This window comes from Curvibacter sp. APW13, assembly GCF_032337135.1.
Lineage (GTDB): Bacteria > Pseudomonadota > Gammaproteobacteria > Burkholderiales > Burkholderiaceae_C > Allorhodoferax.
In genome coordinates this window covers 13,293-34,487 of record NZ_JAVXZZ010000002.1, presented here as the reverse complement: position 1 = coordinate 34,487, position 21,195 = coordinate 13,293, and the positions used below count along the sequence as shown (strand labels likewise).

At 63.1% G+C, this 21,195-nt stretch carries 20 protein-coding genes; 6 read left to right on the top strand and 14 right to left on the bottom strand.

Translation table 11 applies throughout. The features are described 5' to 3' along the window. Genes RQP54_RS08490 through folC form a run of 5 tightly spaced genes read right to left on the bottom strand, consistent with a single transcriptional unit; the run spans position 1 to position 5,436 of the window. Positions 1 to 1,212: an O-succinylhomoserine sulfhydrylase gene (locus RQP54_RS08490; RefSeq protein WP_315677815.1), complete on the bottom strand. Its 1,212-nt coding sequence runs from the start codon at positions 1,210 to 1,212 to the stop codon at positions 1 to 3. A 9-nt stretch (positions 1,213 to 1,221) separates the two neighbouring features. Then, positions 1,222 to 2,727 (bottom strand): amidophosphoribosyltransferase, encoded by a 1,506-nt coding sequence (purF, locus tag RQP54_RS08485; protein ID WP_315677814.1) that lies wholly within the window; start codon positions 2,725 to 2,727, stop codon positions 1,222 to 1,224. A gap of 13 nt (positions 2,728 to 2,740) precedes the next feature. After that, the gene (locus RQP54_RS08480) at positions 2,741 to 3,226 is read right to left on the bottom strand and encodes a CvpA family protein (protein ID WP_315677813.1); all 486 of its coding nucleotides are present in this window, start codon (positions 3,224 to 3,226) and stop codon (positions 2,741 to 2,743) included. A gap of 10 nt (positions 3,227 to 3,236) precedes the next feature. Continuing rightward, complete coding sequence (locus tag RQP54_RS08475; RefSeq protein WP_315677811.1) at positions 3,237 to 4,106, bottom strand: SPOR domain-containing protein; 870 nt, start codon at positions 4,104 to 4,106, stop codon at positions 3,237 to 3,239. A gap of 16 nt (positions 4,107 to 4,122) precedes the next feature. Further along, the gene (gene folC / locus RQP54_RS08470; protein ID WP_315677810.1) at positions 4,123 to 5,436 is read right to left on the bottom strand and encodes a bifunctional tetrahydrofolate synthase/dihydrofolate synthase; all 1,314 of its coding nucleotides are present in this window, start codon (positions 5,434 to 5,436) and stop codon (positions 4,123 to 4,125) included. Between the two features lie 38 nt (positions 5,437 to 5,474). Between folC and RQP54_RS08465 the strand changes: the two genes are divergently transcribed. From RQP54_RS08465 to dcm, 4 genes are all read left to right on the top strand, one after another. Next, the gene (locus RQP54_RS08465; RefSeq protein ID WP_315677809.1) at positions 5,475 to 5,825 is read left to right on the top strand and encodes an arsenate reductase; all 351 of its coding nucleotides are present in this window, start codon (positions 5,475 to 5,477) and stop codon (positions 5,823 to 5,825) included. A gap of 133 nt (positions 5,826 to 5,958) precedes the next feature. Continuing rightward, positions 5,959 to 6,285: a pyrimidine/purine nucleoside phosphorylase gene (locus RQP54_RS08460; RefSeq protein ID WP_315677808.1), complete on the top strand. Its 327-nt coding sequence runs from the start codon at positions 5,959 to 5,961 to the stop codon at positions 6,283 to 6,285. 95 nt (positions 6,286 to 6,380) lie between these two features. Further along, positions 6,381 to 7,712, top strand: coding sequence for an argininosuccinate synthase (gene argG / locus RQP54_RS08455; protein ID WP_315677807.1), 1,332 nt, complete (start codon positions 6,381 to 6,383; stop codon positions 7,710 to 7,712). Between the two features lie 183 nt (positions 7,713 to 7,895). After that, entirely contained in the window at positions 7,896 to 9,140 is a 1,245-nt protein-coding gene (gene dcm / locus RQP54_RS08450; protein WP_315677806.1) for a DNA (cytosine-5-)-methyltransferase, read from the top strand. Here dcm and RQP54_RS08445 read toward each other — a convergent pair. The 7 genes from RQP54_RS08445 to RQP54_RS08415 all read right to left on the bottom strand — a co-directional run bounded on the left by RQP54_RS08445 (position 9,044) and on the right by RQP54_RS08415 (position 18,391). Continuing rightward, entirely contained in the window at positions 9,044 to 10,222 is a 1,179-nt protein-coding gene (locus RQP54_RS08445; protein WP_315677805.1) for an HNH endonuclease, read from the bottom strand. The two genes, dcm and RQP54_RS08445, sit on opposite strands and share 97 nt — an antisense overlap. Positions 10,223 to 10,347: 125 nt before the next feature. Continuing rightward, positions 10,348 to 11,301 carry a nuclease-related domain-containing protein gene (locus tag RQP54_RS08440; RefSeq protein ID WP_315677804.1) on the bottom strand — a complete coding sequence of 318 codons (954 nt, stop codon included), beginning with the start codon at positions 11,299 to 11,301 and terminating at the stop codon, positions 10,348 to 10,350. Positions 11,302 to 11,401: 100 nt separating this feature from the next. Continuing rightward, entirely contained in the window at positions 11,402 to 12,343 is a 942-nt protein-coding gene (locus tag RQP54_RS08435; protein WP_315677803.1) for an urea transporter, read from the bottom strand. A gap of 139 nt (positions 12,344 to 12,482) precedes the next feature. Next, a complete protein-coding gene (locus tag RQP54_RS08430) occupies positions 12,483 to 13,457 on the bottom strand; it encodes an NAD-dependent epimerase/dehydratase family protein (RefSeq protein WP_315677802.1) in 975 nt (324 codons plus the stop codon). A gap of 81 nt (positions 13,458 to 13,538) precedes the next feature. Continuing rightward, entirely contained in the window at positions 13,539 to 15,164 is a 1,626-nt protein-coding gene (locus RQP54_RS08425; RefSeq protein ID WP_315677801.1) for a SpoVR family protein, read from the bottom strand. After that, positions 15,161 to 16,426 (bottom strand): YeaH/YhbH family protein, encoded by a 1,266-nt coding sequence (locus RQP54_RS08420; protein ID WP_315677800.1) that lies wholly within the window; start codon positions 16,424 to 16,426, stop codon positions 15,161 to 15,163. Before RQP54_RS08420 ends, RQP54_RS08425 begins: the two co-directional genes overlap by 4 nt. 42 nt (positions 16,427 to 16,468) lie before the next feature. Then, a complete protein-coding gene (locus RQP54_RS08415; RefSeq protein WP_315677798.1) occupies positions 16,469 to 18,391 on the bottom strand; it encodes a PrkA family serine protein kinase in 1,923 nt (640 codons plus the stop codon). 233 nt (positions 18,392 to 18,624) lie between these two features. Here RQP54_RS08415 and RQP54_RS08410 point away from each other — a divergent pair, with 233 nt between their 5' ends. Then, entirely contained in the window at positions 18,625 to 18,849 is a 225-nt protein-coding gene (locus RQP54_RS08410) for a hypothetical protein (protein ID WP_315677797.1), read from the top strand. Here RQP54_RS08410 and RQP54_RS08405 read toward each other — a convergent pair. Next, positions 18,829 to 19,533, bottom strand: coding sequence for an aspartate/glutamate racemase family protein (locus RQP54_RS08405; protein ID WP_315677796.1), 705 nt, complete (start codon positions 19,531 to 19,533; stop codon positions 18,829 to 18,831). The two genes, RQP54_RS08410 and RQP54_RS08405, sit on opposite strands and share 21 nt — an antisense overlap. A 126-nt stretch (positions 19,534 to 19,659) precedes the next feature. Here RQP54_RS08405 and RQP54_RS08400 point away from each other — a divergent pair, with 126 nt between their 5' ends. Then, positions 19,660 to 20,724: a 3-deoxy-7-phosphoheptulonate synthase gene (locus RQP54_RS08400; protein ID WP_315677795.1), complete on the top strand. Its 1,065-nt coding sequence runs from the start codon at positions 19,660 to 19,662 to the stop codon at positions 20,722 to 20,724. Here the strand turns inward: RQP54_RS08400 and RQP54_RS08395 are convergent. Continuing rightward, positions 20,706 to 21,152 (bottom strand): BLUF domain-containing protein, encoded by a 447-nt coding sequence (locus RQP54_RS08395; RefSeq protein ID WP_315677794.1) that lies wholly within the window; start codon positions 21,150 to 21,152, stop codon positions 20,706 to 20,708. The two genes, RQP54_RS08400 and RQP54_RS08395, sit on opposite strands and share 19 nt — an antisense overlap. Positions 21,153 to 21,195: the final 43 nt, after the last annotated feature.

The window sequence follows — 21,195 nt, the reverse complement described above, 5'->3', positions numbered from 1 at the left end:
TCAGAGGGTTTCCAGACCACGCGCCAGGTCGGCGGTGATGTCATCGATGTATTCCAGGCCCACCGCCACGCGGATGAGCCCTTGGGTCACGCCAGCGGCCTGGCGCTGCACTTCGGTCAGGCGGCCATGCGAGGTGCTGGCAGGGTGGGCCACCAGCGTCTTGGTGTCGCCCAGGTTGGTGCTCAGCGAAAGTACTTTCATGCTGTCGAGCACATGGAAGGCACGCGCACGGGCCTGTTCGGGGTCGGCGGCCTTTACTTCGAAGGACACCACGGCACCGCCGCAGTTGGACTGCTGGCGCATCGCCAGCGCGTGCTGCGGGTGGCTGGCCAGCCCGGGGTAGAACACGCGCTGCACGGCGGAGTGGGCTTCGAGCCACTGCGCCAGCTTCAGCGCATTGTCCGACTGGGCCTGCATGCGGATACCCAGGGTTTCCAGGCCCTTGAGCACCACCCAGGCATTGAAGGGCGCCAGCGTCATGCCTGCGCTCTTGAGCACCGGCAGGAAGCTCTCGGTCACCAGCTTCTGGCTGGCGCACAAGGCACCGGCCATGACGCGGCCCTGGCCGTCGAGGTACTTGGTGCCCGAATGCATGACGATGTCGGCGCCCAGGGTCATGGGCTTCTGCAGCGCCGGGGTGGCAAAGCAGTTGTCCACGGCCAGCAGAGCACCGGCGTTGTGGGCGATGTCGGCCAGCGCCTGGATGTCGCACACCTCGGTCAGCGGGTTGGTGGGCGTTTCGGCGAACAGCAGTTTGGTGTTGGGCTTGACGGCGGCCTTCCACGCGGCCACATCGGTCTGCGGCACGAAGCTGGACTCGACCCCGAACTTGGCCAGGTCGGAGCCGATGAGCTTGATGGTGGAGCCGAACATGCTCTGCGAGCACACCACGTGGTCGCCGGCCTTGAGCAGGCCCATGCACATCATCAGGATGGCGGACATGCCCGAGGCGGTGGACATGCAGGCTTCGCTGCCTTCCAGTGCGGCCAGGCGCTGCTCGAAACTCGCCACCGTGGGGTTGCCATAGCGGCCGTAGGTAAAGCCCTCTTCCTCGCCAGCAAAGCGGCGGGCCGAGGCGGCGGCCGAAGGTTGCACATAGCCGCTGGTCAGGTACAGGGCTTCGGAGTTCTCACCGTACTGGCTGCGCTCCACAGCCATGCGCACGGCCAGGGTGTCCAGATGCAGGTCTTGCGGGTTTGGCTTGTCGCTCATGCGCGGTCCTTACTCGCTGGCGTTGGGCAGGGCCAGTCGCGAGGTGTCGTCAGCGTCTTCCGAGCCGCCCACGCGTGCGGCGTTCAGTGCTGCAATGTCATCGGTGGTGATGTCGCCGGTGATGTACACGCCGTCGAAGCACGAGGCATCAAAGCCCTTGAGGCCGGCATTGAGTGAACCCACAGCTTTCTTCATCGGCTCCACGTCCTGGTAAATGAGCGCGTCGCAACCGATGATGGCGCGGATTTCATCCACATTGCGGTTGAACGCCACGAGCTCATTGCTGGTGGGCATGTCGATGCCATACACGTTGGGGAAGCGTACCGGCGGTGCGGCGCTGGCCAGGTAGACCTTGCGCGCGCCGGCATCGCGTGCCATCTGCACGATTTCCTTCGAAGTGGTGCCGCGCACGATGGAGTCGTCCACCAGCAGCACGTTGCGGCCCTTGAATTCGCTCGCGATCACGTTGAGCTTCTGGCGCACGCTCTTCTTGCGCACAGCCTGGCCCGGCATGATGAAGGTGCGGCCCACATAGCGGTTCTTCACGAAGCCTTCGCGGTAGGGCTTACCCAGGAGCTGCGCCAACTGCTGCGCGCTCGGGCGCGACGATTCGGGAATCGGGATGACCGCGTCGATCTGGTCCGGCGGCACGGTGGAGATGACGCGCTTGGCCAGCGTCTCGCCCATGTTCAGGCGTGCCTGGTACACCGATACCCCGTCGATGACCGAGTCGGGCCGCGCCAGGTACACGTACTCGAAGATGCAGGGCATGAGCTGCGGGTTCTTGGCGCACTGCTGGGCATGCACATTGCCCTGCAGGTCGATGAACACGGCCTCGCCAGGGGCAATGTTGCGCTCCAGCGCAATGCCGGTGCCTTCCAGCGTGACCGATTCGCTCGCCAACATGCGGGTGCCGTCCGCCCCCTTGCCCATGCACAGCGGGCGAATGCCGAAGGGGTCGCGGAAGGCCAGCACACCGTGCCCGGCAATCAGCGCGATGACCGCGTACGAGCCCTTGATGCGCTCGTGCACGCTGGCCACGGCCTGGAACAGGTGCTCGGGCTGCAGCCCCGAGTGTCCGCGGGTGCACTTGTCCACCTCGTGCGCCAGCACGTTGAGCAGCACCTCGGAGTCGCTCTCGGTGTTGATGTGGCGGTGATCGGTCTCGAACAGCTCTTTTTTGAGCGCCTTGGCGTTGGTGAGGTTGCCGTTGTGCACCAGCACGATGCCGAAGGGTGCGTTCACGTAGAAGGGCTGGGCCTCTTCCTCGCTGAAGGCATTGCCCGCCGTGGGGTAGCGCACCTGGCCCAGGCCGCAGTTGCCCAGCAGGCCACGCATGTTGCGGGTGCGGAACACGTCCTTCACCATGCCCTTGGCCTTGTGCATGAAGAACTTGCGGTCCTGCTGCGTAACGATACCCGCCGCGTCCTGCCCCCGGTGCTGCAGCAGCAGCAGGGCGTCATAGATCAGCTGATTGACCGGCGATTGACCAACAACGCCAACGATTCCACACATAGTTTGGTTCCCATCAAGGAAGGTATTTTCCGAATTCCTGCGGCAGCACCGGCTTCAGCCCGGACAGCACCACGTTGGCCACCCGCGGCCCCGTGGCCTCCTGCCACCAGCTGCCGGTGTGCAGTGGGGTCATGCCCACCACCAGCACCACCGCCAGCAACAACACTGCCCCGCGCACCACGCCAAACAAGGCTCCCAGCGCGCGGTCCGCCGGGCTCATGCCCACGGCGGATATCAATTTCTTCAGCACAAAGGCGATGAGGCTGCCCGCAAACAGGCTGCCCACGAACACCACCACGAAGCCCGCCGCATAGCGCAGCGCCTCGCCCGCACCGGCCATGGGCAGGTGCTTGGCCACATCGGGCGCAAACCACTGCGCCAGCACAAAGGCCACGAACCAGCTGGCCAGCGAAATCAGCTCGTACACCAAGCCGCGCCACGCACCCACCACCATGGAGAAGAGCAGCACGCCCAGGAAAATCCAGTCCACCGTGGCCATGGCGCGCGCCTTACAGCTCCAGGATGGCGCCGCTCAGCTCCAGCTTCTTGGCTTTCTCGGCCGCCTTCTCGGCGGTGGCACGGGTCTCGAAGGGGCCGATGCGCACGCGCAGCCGCTTGCCTTCCTTCAGCTGCACTTCCTGCGTATAGGTCTTGAAGCCGGCCTTTTCCATCTTCAGGCGTGCCTCGCGGGCCTTGGCCATGTCGGTGAACGAGCCCACCTGGACGACGAAACGGCCCTTGCCGGCATCGGCCTTGGCATCGTGCTTGGCTTCCGCCTTTGCTTCGGGTTTGGGTGCAGGCTTGGGCTCGGCCTTGGCCGGCTCCTTGCCTTCCAGCAAGGCCTGGGCCTTGGCGGCGTCGGCCGCAGGCTTGGCCACCGGGGCGGGCGTCGGCTTGGGTTCTGCCTTGGCTTCAATCTTCGGCTCAGGCTTGGGCTCGGGCTTGGCGGCCACGGGCGCAGGCGCGGGCTTGGCCGGGGCAATGATTTCTTCCTTGGGCGCCACCTGGGCCACTGCTGCAGGCGCAGGGGCCGGCGCAGGGTTGGGTTGTGCCTCGGCCACGGCAGGTGCCGGGGTGGTCAGCGGCGGCGGGGCGGTTTCGTCGCCCACGGCGCCGCTCTGCACGGGCGCGGGCGCCACGGGCAGGTTACCCAGCGGCTTGACCTTGTTCTTGTCCGGAATGTCGATCGGAATGTCCACCGCAATCGGGCGCGGCTGGTTGTCGAACAGCAGCGGAAAACCGATGACACCGGCCAGCACCAGCACACTCGCCCCGATCAGGCGGTGGCGCGCACGCTTGCGCAGGGCCTGCACGCTCTCGGCGGCGGTAGGGGCTGCGGGGGCGTCTTCGCCACCTTTGCGGAACTTGAAAAATGCCATGTGCGGGTGGTACGGGCTAGAGGTGCGGGGCCTGCAGGCGGGGAATTCCGTCCTGCAAAACACCCCCGACGGTGTAGAACGAGCCGAAGACCACGATTCTATCAGTGGGGCCTGCGGCAGCCAGGGCCGCTTGCAGGGCGGCAGACGGAGTCGCGTGGGTGCTCAGGGCCGCGTCCGGGCGCATCCCTAAGCGCTGCCAGCGCTCCTGCAGTTCCTGCCCCGTGGCGGCGCGGGGCGAGGGCAGGTCGGCGAAATACCAGCGGTCCACCAGCGGGCCGATGCGGGCAAACATGGGCGTGAGGTCCTTGTCGGCCATGGCACCGAACACCGCGTGGGTGTTCTGGAAGAAACCCATGGCGTCCAGGTTGGCGGTGAGCGCGGCCACCGAGTGCGGGTTGTGCGCCACGTCCAGCACCAGCGTGGGCTGGCCCGGAATGATCTGGAAGCGCCCCGGCAATTCCACAAAGGCCAGGCCATTGCGCACCGCCTGGGCCGTAACGGGCAGGCGCTCGTGCAGGGCTGCCAGCGCGGCCAGCACGCCCGCGGCGTTGACCAGCTGGTTGGCACCACGCAGCGCCGGGTAGGCCAGGCCGGCATAACGCCTGCCGCGCCCAGCCCAGCCCCACTGCTGCTTGTCGCCCGAGGTGTTGAAGTCCGTCCCCACCCGCCACAGGTCAGCACCCACTTCCAGCGCGCGGTCGAGCACGCTTTGGGGCGGCATGGGGTCGCTCACCACCACCGGGCGGCCCGTGCGCATGATGCCGGCCTTCTCGTAGCCGATGCTTTCGCGGTCGGGCCCCAGCAGCTCCATGTGGTCGAGGTCGATGCTGGTGATGATGGCGCAGTCGGTGTCGATGATGTTCACCGCGTCCAGCCGCCCGCCCAGGCCCACCTCCAGCACGGCGGCATCCAGGCCGCTGCGGGTCATCTCGTGCAGGATGGCCAGGGTGGTGAATTCGAAGTACGTCAGCGAAACTTCAGGGCCTAATTGGGTTCTGGCCCGCTCAACATCTGCGAAGGCAGCTACCAATTTGCTAGCGGAAACCGGCTCGCCGTTGATGCGCAGGCGCTCTTCGAAGTGCACCAGGTGGGGCGAGGTGAACACCCCGGTGCGGTAGCCCGCCTGCTGCAGGCTGCTTTCCAGCATGGCGCAGGTGGAGCCCTTGCCGTTGGTGCCTGCCACGGTGAAAACCGGGCAGTCAAAGCGCAGCTGCATGCGCTGGGCCACGGTGCGGATGCGCTCCAGCCCCAGCTCGATGCCGTTCACCCCGCGGGGGTGCATCTGCTCGCAGTAGGCGAGCCAGTCGGCCAAAGTCGTCAGGTTTTCCATGGGGGGCGATTGTCGCCGACGTGGGAAAATCCCCCGCCATGACCACCGTATACGCCATTCCCAACTGCGACACCGTGAAGAAAGCCCGCGACTGGCTCTCTAGCAACGGCGTTACCTACGAGTTCCACGACTACAAGAAGCAAGGCGTACCTGCCGAGCGCGTGCAGCGCTGGATGCAGACCGTGGGCTGGGAACCGTTGCTGAACCGCAAGGGCCCCACCTGGCGCAAGCTGGCGCCCGAGGTGCAAGCGGCGGTAGTGGACGCCGCCAGCGCCCTGGCCTGCATGCAGGCCCACAGCAGCGTCATCAAGCGCCCGGTCATCGAATGGGACGACGGCGCGCTGACCGTGGGCCTGGTGCCCGACGAGTTTGCCCGCCACGCGCGCTGAAGCCCGCACGGCCCACATTCGGCCCTCTCCACCCTGCCTCGCCTAAAATCAGGGGGTTTCCCGCAGCCGGGCCGCGCCCGGGTGCCCCCTGCCCCGCTTTGCCAACCCTTTCTTCGCAGACTCTTCGCAGACCATGACCACCACCAAGATCGACGGCGTGTCCGTTACCACTGCAGCCAATGTGTACTTCGACGGCAAGTGCGTCAGCCACGGCATCACCTTCCCTGACGGCACCAAGAAGTCGGTCGGCGTGATCCTGCCCGCTACACTCACCTTCAACACCGGCGCCCCCGAGATCATGGAATGCGTGGCCGGCAGCTGCGACTACAAGCTGGACGGCAGCGACACCTGGGTGACCAGCGGCGCGGGCGAAAAGTTCAGCGTGCCTGGCAACGCCAAGTTCCAGATCCGCGTGACGGAAGGCCACGCTGCCTACCACTACATCTGCCACTTCGGCTGATCGCCACCCACCCACCGGCGCTTCTTCACCCCCTGCAGTCGCTCTTAATTTCATAGCTGCCTACGCAATCTTTGCGCGGGCTAGAGGCCAAAAACATGTCCAACACCATCCTGCAAAACATCCCCGTCGGCCAGAAGGTCGGCATCGCCTTCTCGGGCGGCCTGGACACCAGCGCCGCGCTGCTGTGGATGAAGAAGAAGGGCGCCCTGCCCTACGCCTACACCGCCAACCTGGGCCAGCCCGACGAGAGCGACTACGACGCCATCCCCCAGAAGGCCATGGAATACGGCGCCATCAAGGCCAAGCTGGTGGACTGCCGCCCGCAACTGGCCGCCGAAGGCCTGGCCGCGCTGCAAAGCGGTGCCTTCCACATCACCACCGCCGGGCAAACCTACTTCAACACCACGCCCCTGGGCCGCGCCGTGACCGGCACCATGCTGGTGAGCGCCATGAAGGAAGACGATGTGAACATCTGGGGCGACGGCTCCACCTTCAAGGGCAATGACATCGAACGCTTCTACCGCTACGGCCTGCTGACCAACCCGATGCTTAAGATCTACAAGCCCTGGCTGGACCAGACCTTCATCGACGAACTGGGCGGCCGCGCCGAGATGAGCGCCTTCATGACCGCCAACGGCTTCGGCTACAAGATGAGCGCCGAAAAGGCCTACAGCACCGACAGCAACATGCTGGGCGCCACCCACGAGGCCAAAGACCTGGAAATGCTCAACAGCGGCATCAAGATCGTCAACCCCATCATGGGCGTGCCCTTCTGGCGTGACGATTGCGTGGTGAAGGCCGAAGAAGTGAGCGTGACGTTCGAAGAAGGCCGCCCCGTGGCCATCAACGGCGTGGAATACCCCGACCTGGTGAGCCTCTTCCTGGAAGCCAACCGCGTGGGCGGCCGCCACGGCCTGGGCATGAGCGACCAGATCGAGAACCGCATCATCGAAGCCAAGAGCCGCGGCATCTACGAAGCGCCTGGACTGGCGCTGCTGTACATCGCCTACGAGCGCCTGGTGACCGGCATCCACAACGAAGACACCATCGAGCAGTACCGCGAGAACGGCCGCAAGCTAGGCCGCCTGCTGTACCAGGGCCGCTGGTTCGACAGCCAGGCCATCATGCTGCGTGAGACCGCCCAGCGCTGGGTGGCCCGCGCCGTGACCGGCACCGTGACCATGGAACTGCGCCGCGGCAACGACTACAGCCTGCTCAACACCGAAAGCCCCAACCTGACCTACGCGCCCGAGCGCCTGAGCATGGAAAAGGTGGAAGACGCGCCCTTCAGCCCGCTGGACCGCATCGGCCAACTGACCATGCGCAACCTGGACATCACCGACACCCGCGCCAAGCTGGGCATCTACAGCAACGCTGGCTTGCTGGAGCTGGGCAAGGGGGATGACTTCCTGAAGCTGGGCAAGTAAGCCTCTTTAGAAACGTCAAAGACAAAGCCCGTCAGGTGGGAGCCTGGCGGGCTTTTTGATACTACTTCGCCGTCAAAATAACTGTATATTTGTACAGAAAAATCACTCCCATCGACCATCTTTGTGGCATGATACGGGTTGATATGGGTTCATGTTGAACCCATTCAAACTGACGATCAACACATGAACTTGAACCAAGCCGCGCAAGCCATCGGGGTGTCAGCAGTGACACTCAAGCGATGGCTCATCAGCGGAAAAGTAAAAGATGTAGGACGCAATAGGAACAACTGGCGTGTCTTCACTGCTGGCGACATTGAACGAATCAAGCAGTATGCAACTAGGGACTCCGGAAGTTCAGCGGTCGGTACATGTTCTGCACCGCTAGATCGTTCAATCTATTCAGCGGCATCATTCTTCACCGGAATCGGTGGGTTTGATATCGGCTTCGAATCAGCCGGTTTCTCAATCTCAATGCAGTGCGAGGTCGAGCCCTTCTGTCAATCTCTTCTCAAAAAACACTGGCCAAGTATTCCCCTTCACCCTGACATCACGAAATTAAAAAATGACGACATCCCAAAATCTGACGTTTGGGTCGGAGGCTTCCCGTGTCAAGACCTCTCTCTTGCTCGAATGGGTAAAAGAGATGGACTTAGAGGGAGCAAGTCCGGACTGTTTTATGAGTTTGCTAGATTGGTTGGAGAGGGCAAGCCCAGAGTTATTCTTCTCGAAAACGTTGCGGGCCTACTCAGCTCCCACGGAGGAAAAGATTTTGGAATCGTGCTCTCAACGCTGGCCGAGCTCGGGTATTCTGTCGGATGGCGTACTTTTAACAGCAAACACTTCGGAGTGCCCCAATCACGGCAAAGGGTCTACGTTGTCGGATGTCGTGGAGACGGGAGAGGTCCAGGAGAAATACTTTTTGAGTCCGAATGCAGCGAAGGGCATCATCCGAAGAGCGGATCGCATGGGACGCAATCTGCGGCCTCATTTCAGGATGTCATTGGAGATCCTTGCGGCGAAGGCCCCGTAATTCAGGCGCTTGCTTATTGTCTTTACGCGACATCTGCTCGCCATACGGGGACAGACTGGAGCCGTAACTATGTTTGCTATCCCAAAATTGGCAAGGTTCGTCGTCTGATTCCTGCTGAATGCGAAGGGGTCATGGCCTTCCCGAAGGGTTGGACCATTCCCTCGCATACAACCATGAGTGCTGATGACTTAGATTCCGCTAGATATCACGCCCTTGGCAATGCGGTCACTCCACCAGTTGCGGAGTGGCTTGCTCTGCGAATCAGACAATATTTGGAATCTCGTGACTTCCCCGAAGCAGATCAAAAATTCAATGCGTCGTTGTATACCTTGAGAAACGAGGGACTGGGCCAGTTGGCACTGTCTTTCGGCAATAGTGAGGTCGCGACAACACCCTGAATATCTTTGAGTCCGTCGAGCTTGAGAAGCCCCCCGGACTCCGCGACCAATGCGGCTGGAGATAGCTGAATTTCATACTTCGATGACGATGCATCAAAGTTCAGTCGCAATATCCCCGCGTCAAACGCCCAATGACAGAGTTTGCTTAGACAAATCCCATTACGGACTTCATTCAAGTCATATTCCGCCCACGGAAGAATGTGTGCAGCATCTACACCTGAACTACCGGTTATTGCTAATTTGGGGAGCCGCATGCCAGTGAACATGCAAGTGTGGTTATAGGCTTCACGCACTTGAGTGCTGAACTTGGTTCCTGCAGCACCTCTCAAGGCAACTTGTCGCCAAACTTTCATTCTGTTTCTGGCAGCGTCCTTCAATTCTTCTAAATTCACTTCCCCAAGAGCCATTGCATCTTCAGTTTCAGTGACATGAACACCAAGCCACATAAGCTCATCAAGATTTGGCAGATGCAGCTCTTTGGTTATATGGCGAAGGGGGTCATCTGACTCAATCGTCGCCAGCCGCATAGTTTTGGCCGCGGAAATCACTGCCTTGACATTACCACTATTGAACGCACTCTTATGCTGGGTAATAGCGGTCGCAAGGGCAGAACTCTGCTTGGAAGCTGCCTCCCAACAACCCATAACAATGCGCAGGCGCTCAATCACATCAAGCCGAACAGAATCTAAAGTCGAATTCGACAACACCATCTGCGTCGGCGAAATAACTATCTCGGTAGCCGACAGCTCCACTACATCAAATGGAATGGACATCACCGAAAAATTTTCTTTGTATATTTGAAGCTTCCCTCCCGGTGTTGCACCGATTTCTCGCTTGGGCTTTGGCAACAAAAGAATGGCAGCCAAGATCAAATAGACATGAGAATCACCGCGTGTATCAAGAAGCCTAATTCGAGGCTTACCTTGGGTATGGCGAACAAAGTTATTAGTCGGAAACCTGAACCCGGGGAGCAGTTCTAAGACTAACTGACGATCGATCACATCATGAACACGTATGTACTCATGAATTCCCGCCATTTCATACTCACCTCTTCCTCCACTCGTCCTAAGTGCGATCCGCATTCACTCCTCCCATATAAGTAAGAATTTTGTTTGCGAAGAATAATACGTCCGCTATGAACTGCCGTTTATCTTAAGCATCAAGAATCGCTCCAAATTTGACATTCGATGGGTACACAGCAAACGTGTCAGCCGAACATTCCCTGATGATCCCGGCAATACTGCAGCCCACCAAATCGCTTGGCGTTATTCCAGCAAAACTTGCCTTCGGGGTAGCTGATTTTTTCACGGCAGTGGGCGCAAATGAGCTTTTTGGCAATGCTCTCGTCGTGCACGGCAGGTGCAGGCTGTGTAGCCGCTTCGGCGGGCTGCGCTGGCTTCGCGACTAGTGCCGGCACGGATGCCACAGGCGCTGCCTTGGGCTTCATAAAGTCTGGCAGGGCCAGCAGGTCCGCCGGGCGGTGTTGGCGCTTGAGCTTTTCGCCCCACTCTTTGATGGTGTCCATGCTGCGTACGTTCAACAGCGCTTTGAACACGCCGCCTGTGCTCACACTTTCTCCCAGCCTTTCATGCCAGGTAGGGAACTGGTCTGCCTTGATGAGGAAGCTGGTGTCAAAAGCCTTCGGGTCGGGGCGCTGGATGATGGCCTTGGGGTGCATCATCACCACGCTGTGAAACTCGGGCAGCTTGTCGGTGCGGGTGCTTATTTCCAGCCGCTCCAGCAGCTTGCCCAAAATGCGTGCGTGGCGGCGGCTTTGCTCGTAGGGCGACGGGATGCCGTAGCGTTCTTTGCCATACCGCACGGTGAATTCGCCATGGGCATTCACCTCCAGGTCGCCACCGTAGTTTTTGGTCTCAATCAGCACCATGTAGCCGGTGCGGTTGATCACCAAGTGGTCAATCTGCGCCACCTCGCCGTCCACCACAAAGCGCAGGTCGTGCAACAGCACGTTGTTCTGCGCGTCTTTGTAATGCCCGTCCAAGTAGAAGGCGGCGGCGCGCTCACCTTCTATGCCAGTCTTGCAGCGGCGCAGTTCGTCGCGCAGCCATTCCTTTTGGCGCATGTCCAGCAGGGGAGACTTTTGCAGGTCTTCTAGCAGCGCCAGTCGCTTGGTTTTGTCGTCGGCTGATTTGATCAGCATGGTGTTGTTTGCTCCCGTTTTGGGGAGTGACTATACCTTCCAGCAACGCCCTTTTTCGGCGCTCTGGGGTCGTTAATTTATCCACTAATCGCGGTACAGACTAGCGGCGCGCAGCAGCAGCCAACGCCACCCAAACCACCACCACAAACGGCAGCGTCAGCGTGGGCAAGCCCGTGCCTGCCAGCGCGACCGACAAGCCCCACTGCACTACCGACGTTGCCCCCGCAGCCAGCACGGCCAGCGCTGCGTTGCGTGCGGTAGCGGGTAGGAACACGTGCCCCAGCGCCAGTGCGGCCAAGGCGCCGTTGAAGCCGGCCAGGCCGCTGCCCAAGGCCTGTGGTGTGGCACCTAGCGCCCAGGCCACGGCGGAGCCCGCCACGGCACCGGCCAGCGCCAATGCACAGGCGCGCGGGGCGCTGAGCAGCAGGCCTGCCAGCACCAGCGCGCCGGTGCCCCAGTGGCTTTGGAAGAACACCTGGGCCACGCCGTTCAGCACGGCACCGGCGGCCAGTTCCGCAGACAGGGCTGTGGGAGCGGCCAGCGTGGCTGCAGGGTGTGCGGTGGGGGCCTGCCAGCCCATGGCCGCGGCCAAGCCCAGCACGCACCACAGCATGGTGATGAAAGGCAAGGACAGCGCAGGCAGCCCCCGCGGCGCCAGCATGCGCTGCAGCAGCAGGCCCACGGGCACGGTGCCCAGGGCTGCGAGGCTGGCCACCAGCCACACGGAGGGGATGGCGGGAGCAAACAGCAAAGTGGTAAGGGCCGCCAAGCCGCCGTTGAAGCCCCACAGGCCATTGCGCCACGCGCCCCGGTCCACACCGGCCCAGGCGGCCGCCGTGGTGCTGACGACCACGCCCCACAGCAAGGCCGCGGCCATGGCGGTGCTGCACCACGCCACGCCCAGCAGAAACACCGCCCCGGCATAGCTGTTCGCCTGCAGCGCCACCTGGGCTATGCCGCGCAGCACAGCGTCGGCCCCGCGCAGCAGCGCATGGAGCCGGGTGTGGCCAGTCACGTCCAGGCCGGTGCGGGTGAAGGGCATGGTGAAAAAGACATTTCTCTAGCCAAATAGGCCTCTAGCCCCCATAAAAAGTGCGCAGGCAGCTATGACATTCATAGCGACAGCGGGACACATGCGGCAGGCCAAGGGTGACGTAAGCTGACGTGGGGCAGCTTGCGGGCTAGCGCCCCACCATGCCCTCCGCCTTCATCCACGCCAGCGTATCCATCAACAGCGCGTCCAGCGGGGTCTGCACGTAGCCCAGCTCGCGCTCGGCCTTGCTGGAATCCACCAGCAGGGTGTAGGACGTGAGGCGCGCGCCTTCGGGGGTGATGTCGGGCTCGGTGCCGGTGAGGTGTGACAGCAGGTTTTTGCTGCGGCCCACCAGCATGAGCACCCATTCGGGGAAGGCGCCTGCGGGTGTCTTGCGGCCCAGGGCGGCACCTACCTTGTGCACGAATTCGACGAAGGTGGCCTTGGTACCGCCCACCAGGTAGCACTGGCCAAAGCGCTGCAGTTCCCAGGCGCGCACCTGGGCCTTGGCGATTTCGCGCACGTCGGCAAAGGCGCCCACGCCTGGGGGAATGCCGGGGAGCTTTTGCTGGTCCACCATCCGGATCAGGCGCGCCCAGTTGTGCCGGTCGCCCGGGCCCAGGATGTGCGAGGGGTTGAATACGATCCACGGCAGGCGCGACTCCTTGACCAGCTTTTCGCTCTGGTACTTGGTGACTTCGTAGTTGATCCAGCTCTCACCCCCACGCTGCGGCGTGGACTCGGTGAGTTCGCCTTCCACCAGCTGCGAATAGGCCGAGGTGGACGAGGTGTGCACAAAGGCCTTCACGCCCACGCTTTCAGCCGCGGCCAGCATGTTGGCGGTGCCCTGCACGTTGGTGGCGGTCTGCTGCGCGGCATTGCGCTTCCACATGCTGGTGTCGGCGGCGGCGTGGAACACCGCCTCGCAGCCCTGCATGGCGGCTTGCAGGCTGGCTACATCGCTCAGCGCCGCGCGCACGGGGGTGCCACCGGCGGCGGTGATGGGTGCATCGGTTTCCGGCCGACGCGACAGGGCCTTGACGGTGTGGCCGCGTGCAAGCAATTCACGCAGCAGGTGGGCACCCAGGAAGCCGCTGGCACCGGTAAGAAAGACTGTGGCCATGGGAAAGCACTCGGTAGTGGTGGGGCCCACAGCTTACGCCAAGCGCCCTGCCCCCCAGCGCTTGCAGGGCCACTGCGGCAATCAGCCCGGTGCGGTCACGCTGTAGAGCTTGACGGGGTTTTCGCCCTTGCCGTCCACACTTTCCAGGTCCACGCCAAAGCCCCACAGGCGCGCCACGTGCTTGAGCACTTCCAGCGCGTCGTCGGCCAGCGGGCGACCCTGGTACTGGGTGTGGCGCAGCACCAGGGTGCGGTCGCCGCGCAGGTTCACGTTCCAGACCTGGATGTTGGGCTCGCGCGTGCCCAGGTCGTACTGCTGCGACAGGGTCTGGCGCAGGGCGCGGTAGCCGTCTTCGTCGTGGATGGCGCTGACCACCAGTTCGCTCTGGGCCGAGTCGTCGTGGATGGCGAAGAGGCGCATGTCGCGCATGAGCTTGGGGCTGAGGTACTGGCCGATGAAGCTTTCGTCCTTGAAGTTGCGCATGGCGTGATCCAGCGCGGGCAGCCAGGGGGTGCCGGCCAGGTCGGGGAACCAGCGGCGGTCTTCCTCGGTGGGGTGCTGGCAGATGCGCTGGATGTCGCGGTACATGGCAAAGCCCAGCGCGTAGGGGTTGATGCCGCTGTAGGCGCGGTGGCCCACGGGGGGCTGAAAGATGACGTTGGTGTGCGAACCCATCCACTCCAGCATGACACCGTCGCTCAGGTAGCCGTCGTCGTACATGGTGTTGAGCAGGGTGTAGTGCCAGAAGGTGGCCCAGCCTTCGTTCATGACCTGGCTTTGGCGCTGGGGGTAGAAGTACTGGGCGATCTTGCGCACGATGCGCACGATTTCGCGCTGCCAGGGCTCCAGCATGGGCGCGTGCTTTTCGATGAAGTAGAGGATGTTTTCCTGCGGCTCCTTGGGGAAGCGCTCATGCGCCTGCGCGGTGGCTTCCTTGCCGGGGCGGCTGGGCAGGGTGCGCCAGAGCTCGTTGATTTGCTGCTGGGCGTAGGCCTCGCGCTGCTCGCGCTCCAGGCGTTCGCGCGCCAGGGTGCGCTTGGCCGGGCGGCGGTAGCGGTCCACCCCGAAGTTGGAGAGCGCGTGGCAGGAGTCCAGCAGCTGCTCCACCACGTCAAAGCCGTAGCGTTCCTCGCACTGGGCAATGAAGTCCTTGGCGTAGACCAGGTAGTCGATGATGCTGGACGCATCGGTCCACATGCGGAACAGGTAGTTGCCCTTGAAGAAGCTGTTGTGGCCGTAGGCGGCGTGGGCAATCACCAGCGCCTGCATGGCGGTGGTGTTTTCCTCCATGAGGTAGCTGATGCAGGGGTTGGAGTTGATGACGATCTCGTAAGCCAGCCCCATGTGGCCACGGCGGTAGCGCTTCTCGGTGGCCAGGAATTCCTTGCCGTAGCTCCAGTGGCGGTAGTTCACGGGCATGCCCACGCTGGCGTAGGCGTCCATCATCTGCTCGGCGGTGATGATCTCCAGCTGGTTGGGGTAGGTGTCCAGCCCATAGCGCTCGGCCGTGGCGGCAATCACGCTGTGGTACTGCTCGATGAGCTCGAAGGTCCAGTCGCTGGGTGAAGGCAGCGGCTGCGCCGGGCGCGCTCCGGCGGGCAAGGGCTCGGTGGGCACGTGGTGGGCGCGGCGTTCGCCCACGGCGGCGGCCTTCCAGGGGTTGTCCAAGGCGCGTCGCTCCAGCACGGGGTAGTTCAAAGCACTCATACCACCGCCCCCGCTTTCTTGAACAGGTCGCGGAACACCGGGTAGATGTCGGCCGGCTCGGCGACCTTGCGCATGGCGAAGTTGTCGTGGTTGTCGAGCAGCTGCTCGTATTCCTGCCACAGGTTCTGCTCTTCGTCGGCCACCTGCACGTAGGCGAAGTAGCGCACCAGCGGCAGGATGGAGCCCGAGAGCAGCTTGCTGCAGGCGCCGCTGTCGTTGGTGAAGTTGTCGCCGTCGCTGGCCTGGGCCACGTAGATGTTCCAGTCGGCCGCGGGGTAGCGGGCGCGGATGATGTCCTGCAGCAGCACCAGCGCACTGCTCACCACCGTGCCGCCGCTCTCCGTGGAGTGGAAGAACTGCTCTTCGCTCACCTCCGCGGCCTGGGTGTGGTGGCGAATGAAGACGATGTCGATGCGCTCGTAGTGACGCGTGAGAAACAGGTACAGCAGGATGAAGAAGCGCTTGGCCAGTTCCTTGCGCGCCTCGTCCATGGAGCCCGACACGTCCATCACGCAGAACATGACGGCCTGGCTGTTGGGTATGGGGACCTTGGTGCGGGCCCGAAAGCGCAGGTCGATGGGGTCGAGAAAGGCCACCCGGCCGATGCGCTCCTGCAGCGCCCGGATGCGCTGCTGCAGTTCGGCCACGGCTTCGCTGGTGCCGTCGTCCTGCGCCAGCAAGCCGTCGAGCTGGGCCTGCAGGGCTTCGAGCTCGCGGTGCGGCGACTTGGTGAGTGCAATGCGCCGCCCCAGAGCCCCGCGCATGGTGCGCACCACGGCCAGGTTGTTGGGGGTGCCGTCCTGGCTGTAGCCGGCGCGGGCGTTGCGGAACTGCGGGTTGTCACCGATGTGGGTGCGCAGCAGGTGGGGCAGTTCCAGGTCTTCGAAGAAGATCTGCATGAACTCTTCCTTGCTCAGGGTGAAGGTGAAGTCGTCTTCGCCTTCGCCGCTGTCGCTGGCCTGCGAGCCCTTGCCCTGCCCGCCCTGGGGGCGCTTGATGCGGTCGCCGCGCAGGTGGTCGGTGTTGCCGGGGTGCACGGCATCGCGCACACCGCCCTGGCCGTGGTGGAACACGGGCTCGCTGATGTCCTTCTTGGGAATGGTGATGTTCTCGGCACCTTCGATGTGGCGGATGTCGCGCTGCGACACGGCACGACGCACGGCCTCGGCAATCTGCTCCTTGTAGCGACGAACAAAGCGCTCGCGGTTGCCCACCGACTTGTTCTTGCCTGCGAGCCTGCGGTCGATGATTTGCAATGCCATCTCCATGCTCCCATGCCGGGGGTTATTCGCCCCGTTTGCCGACTACGAACTCTTTCGAACGCGCAGATACCACTCGCACAGCAGGCGCACCTGCTTCGGGGTGTAGCCCTTGTTGACCATGCGGGTGACGAAGTCCTCGTGCTTGCGGGCCTCTTCGGCGCTGGCCTTGGCGTTGAAGCTGATGACCGGCAGCAGCTCCTCGGTGTTGGAGAACATCTTCTTCTCGATCACCAGGCGCAGCTTCTCGTAGCTGGTCCAGCTTGGATTCTTGCCCTGGTTGTTGGCCCGGGCCCGCAGCACGAAGTTGACGATCTCGTTGCGGAAGTCCTTGGGGTTGGCAATGCCGGCGGGCTTCTCGATCTTTTCCAGCTCGGCATTGAGCGCGCCGCGGTCAAAGACCTCGCCGGTGTCGGTGTCGCGGTACTCGTTGTCCTGGATCCAGTAGTCGGCGTAGGTGACGTAGCGGTCGAAGATGTTCTGCCCGTACTCGCTGTAGCTTTCCAGGTAGGCGGTCTGGATTTCCTTGCCGATGAATTCGGCATAGCGCGGCGAGAGGAATTCCTTGATGAAGCTGGTGTACTTGGTTTCCAGCTCGGTGGGGAACTGCTCGCGCTCGATCTGCTGCTCCAGCACGTACATCAGGTGCACCGGGTTGGCGGCCACTTCGGCGCTGTCGAAGTTGAACACGCGCGAGAGGATCTTGAACGCGAAGCGGGTGGAGATGCCGCTCATGCCCTCGTCCACCCCGGCGTAGTCGCGGTACTCCTGGTAGCTCTTGGCACGCGGGTCGGTGTCCTTGAGGCTTTCGCCGTCGTACACCTGCATCTTGCTGAACAGGCTGGAGTTCTCGGGCTCCTTCAGCCGGGTGAGGATGGAGAACTGCGCCATCATCTTCAGCGTGCCCGGGGCGCATACGGCCTGCCCCAGAGAAGACTCGCGCACCAGCTTCTCGTAGATCTTGATCTCTTCGCTCACGCGCAGGCAGTACGGCACCTTGACGATGTAGATGCGGTCCAGGAAGGCTTCGTTGTTCTTGTTGTTGCGGAAGGCCTTCCACTCGCTCTCGTTGCTGTGGGCCAGCACCACGCCGTCGTAGGGAATGGCACCGAAGCCTTCGGTGCCCTTGTAGTTGCCCTCCTGCGTGGCGGTGAGCAAGGGGTGCAGCACCTTGATGGGGGCCTTGAACATCTCCACGAATTCGAGCAGGCCCTGGTTGGCCAGGCACAGGCCACCGCTGTAGCTGTAGGCATCGGTGTCGTCCTGGGCGTAGCTTTCCAGCTTGCGGATGTCGACCTTGCCCACCAGCGAGCTGATGTCCTGGTTGTTCTCGTCGCCGGGTTCGGTCTTGGCGATGCCCAACTGCTTGAGGATGCTGGGGTAGCGCTTGACCACGCGGAACTGGCGGATGTCGCCACCGTATTCGTCCAGGCGCTTCACGGCCCAGGGCGAGAGCACACGCTGCAGGTAGCGCCGCGGTATGCCGAACTGTTCCTCCAGCACCGGGCCGTCTTCCACGGCGTCAAACAGGCCCAGCGGCGACTCGTTCACGGGCGAGCCCTTGAGGGCGTAGAACGGTACCTTCTGCATGAGGTACTTGAGCCGCTCGGCAATGGAACTCTTGCCGCCGCCCACGGGGCCCAGCAGGTAGAGGATCTGCTTGCGCTCTTCCAAGCCCTGTGCAGCGTGGCGGAAGAAGCTCACTACCTGCTCGATGGCCTCTTCCATGCCGTAGAACTCGGCAAAGGCGGGGTAGCGCTTGATGACCTTGTTGGCAAAGATGCGCGACAGGCGCGGGTCGTTGCGGGTGTCCACCATCTCGGGCTCGCCAATGGCAGCCAGCATGCGCTGGGCTGCGGTGGCGTAGACCATGGGGTCGCGCTTGCACTCGGCGAGGTATTCGTCAACCGACATCTCCTCTTCGCGGCCACGGGCATAACGTGCGGCAAAGTTGCTGATGGCATCCATAAGACCTCCTACAGCTGCCGGCGCTTCAGACCTCCAGCAGCAAACGGCTTGCACATGGAAAAACGACCTGCTGACGATTGCTTTGTAACACCACTTGGGTGTTTTGAACAGGGCAATCATTCCCCCGATAAGCCGTGTGGAATAAGCCCATTTCAAGGCAATCCTTTGGGGGTGCGTGACGACATTTAGACCCAGCCATTGCACTGCCGATATGCCCTGAACAGGAGGCCGCCATGCAAGTCCACCACGAGATCCGTTTCCAGTCGCTTTTCAGCGAGGGCCGTGCCCTGAGCTTCCCCTGCGATACCGAGGGGCACGTGGACCTGAATGCCCTGAGCCCGCTGGCGCTGGACAACTACCTGTTCGCCCGCGCCACCGTGGGGCGGGAATACGCCCCGGCCGCCCTGATCCACTCTGTGGAAGAAGTACCCGGTGCGTCAGGCCCCTGGCCGCTGTAGCGCGTAGAGCGCCGCACTGCGGGCGTGGATGGCCGTGGTGTCGAACAGGGAAACACTCGCATCGGCAGCGCCCACCAGCAGCGAGATTTCGGTGCAGCCCAGGATGATGGCCTGCGCGCCCTGCGCCACCAGCTCGGCCATGACGGCGCGGTAGGCCTGGCGCGAGTCCTCGCGCACCTGGCCCAGGCACAGTTCTTCGTAGATGATGCGGTGCACGGTGTCGCGCGCATCAGAAGGTGGCACCAGCACGCGCAGGCCGTGCTTCTCGCTCAGGCGGTCCTTGTAGAAGGCCTGCTCCATGGTGAAACGCGTGCCCAGCAAGCCCACGGTGGTGACACCCGCCGCTTGAATAGCTTGCGCCGTGGGGTCGGCAATGTGCAGCAGGGGGATGGACACGGCCGCTTCAATGGCCGCAGCCACCTTGTGCATGGTGTTGGTACACAGCACCACGAAGTCGGCCCCGGCCCGCTGCAGGGACTGTGCGGCGGCGGCCAGCAACTGCCCGGCCGTGTCCCAGTCCCCCACTTTCTGCAGGTGTTCGATTTCGGCAAAGTCCACACTCACCAGCACCAGCTTGGCCGAGTGCAGGCCGCCGAGCTGCTGCTTGATGGTTTCGTTGATGGCGCGGTAGTAGGGCACGGTGGATTCCCAGCTCATGCCGCCAATGAGTCCGATGGTTTTCATGGTGTGTCAGGACAAGGTGCGTCGGGTGAACGCACCACTATACGGTGCGCCGGGTCCCGGTGGGCGCCCACCTAAAATGAACCCCTGATTCACGGGGCCTCAGCGCCTCTCCTCGCAAGGCTTCTCATGTCCAACACTTCCGACGTCCGCATCCGCAGCGTGCGCCCGCTCATCACCCCCGCCATCCTGGAAGACGAACTGCCCCTGCCCGAAGCGGGCGCCGTCTTTGTGCAGCAAGCACGCCGTGCGGTGGGCGACATCGTGGCAGGCCAGGACGATAGGCTGCTGGCCATCGTGGGCCCCTGCTCCGTGCACGACCCCGAGGCCGCTCGCGAATACGCGACGCGCCTTGCTCCGCTGGCTAAGCGCCTGGAGAAGGACCTGCTGGTGGTGATGCGGGTGTACTTCGAGAAGCCGCGCACCGTGGTGGGCTGGAAAGGGCTCATCAACGACCCGGCGCTGGACGGCAGCTTCCAGATCAACCGCGGCCTGCGCCTGGCGCGCCAGCTGCTGCTGGACGTGACCGCCACCGGGCTGCCCATTGCCACCGAGTTTCTGGACACCACGCTGGGCCAGTACTACGCCGACCTGATTTCCTGGGGCGCCATCGGCGCCCGCACCACCGAGAGCCAGATCCACCGCGAACTGGCCTCGGGCCTGTCGATGCCGGTGGGTTTCAAGAACCGCACCGACGGCGACCTGCAAGTGGCGGTGGATGCCATCCGCTCGGCGCAGCACCCGCACGCCTTCCCCTCGCTCACGCACGAAGGCATGCCTGCGGTGCTGACCACGGCCGGCAACGAGCACGCCCACCTGGTGCTGCGCGGCGGCACCAGCGGCCCCAACTACGAGGCCGCCCACATTGCCAAGGCGCAGGAACTGCTGCGCAAGGGCGGCGCACCGGAAGCGATTCTGGTGGACTGCAGCCACGCCAACAGCAGCAAGCGCTATGACCGCCAGCCGCTGGTGGCAGCGGACATTGCCGCGCAGGTGGCAGCCGGGCAGAAGGCGATCATCGGTGTGATGGTGGAGAGCCACCTGGTGGCCGGCAACCAGAGCGTGATGCCGGGCCAGGCGCTGGTGTACGGCCAGAGCATCACCGATGCCTGCCTGAGCCTGGAGGACACCGTGCCGGTGCTGGAGCAGCTGGCTGCAGCGGTGCGCAGCCGGCGTCAGGCAGCGGGAGCCTGAATGCTCATGGCCCGAAACGCCAGCAGCAGGTAGCCCACTGGCGTCGACCAGGGCAGGAAGTGCTCGGCCGAGAAGTCGTCCGAAAAGAAGAAGGCCAGTTCGGGGTGGGTGGAGCGCGTCGCTTCGTCCACCAGGTGGTAGGCCATGTGCCAATCGGGAAAGTCACGATGGGCGCGCTGACTGCGCAGCAGCACCCGCACGTGGTCGTGCCGCGGGTCTGCATCGATGCGCGCCAGCAGCGTTTCGACGGTTTCCTGCGGGCCTTCGAGGACCTGCAGGAAGTGGCCATCGGCATAGAGCAGCATGCCGGTGATGTCGTGTTCCGCGTTGAATCGCCGCGCTCCTTCCAGCAAGGCCTCCATCTGCACGCTGTTGAAAGGTTCGGTGGCGCGGCTGGAGTACACCAGCTGCAGTATCGGTTGGTCCATGGTGCGATCGTAGGGAGACAGCCCAACGCTGTCCAGCCCATGT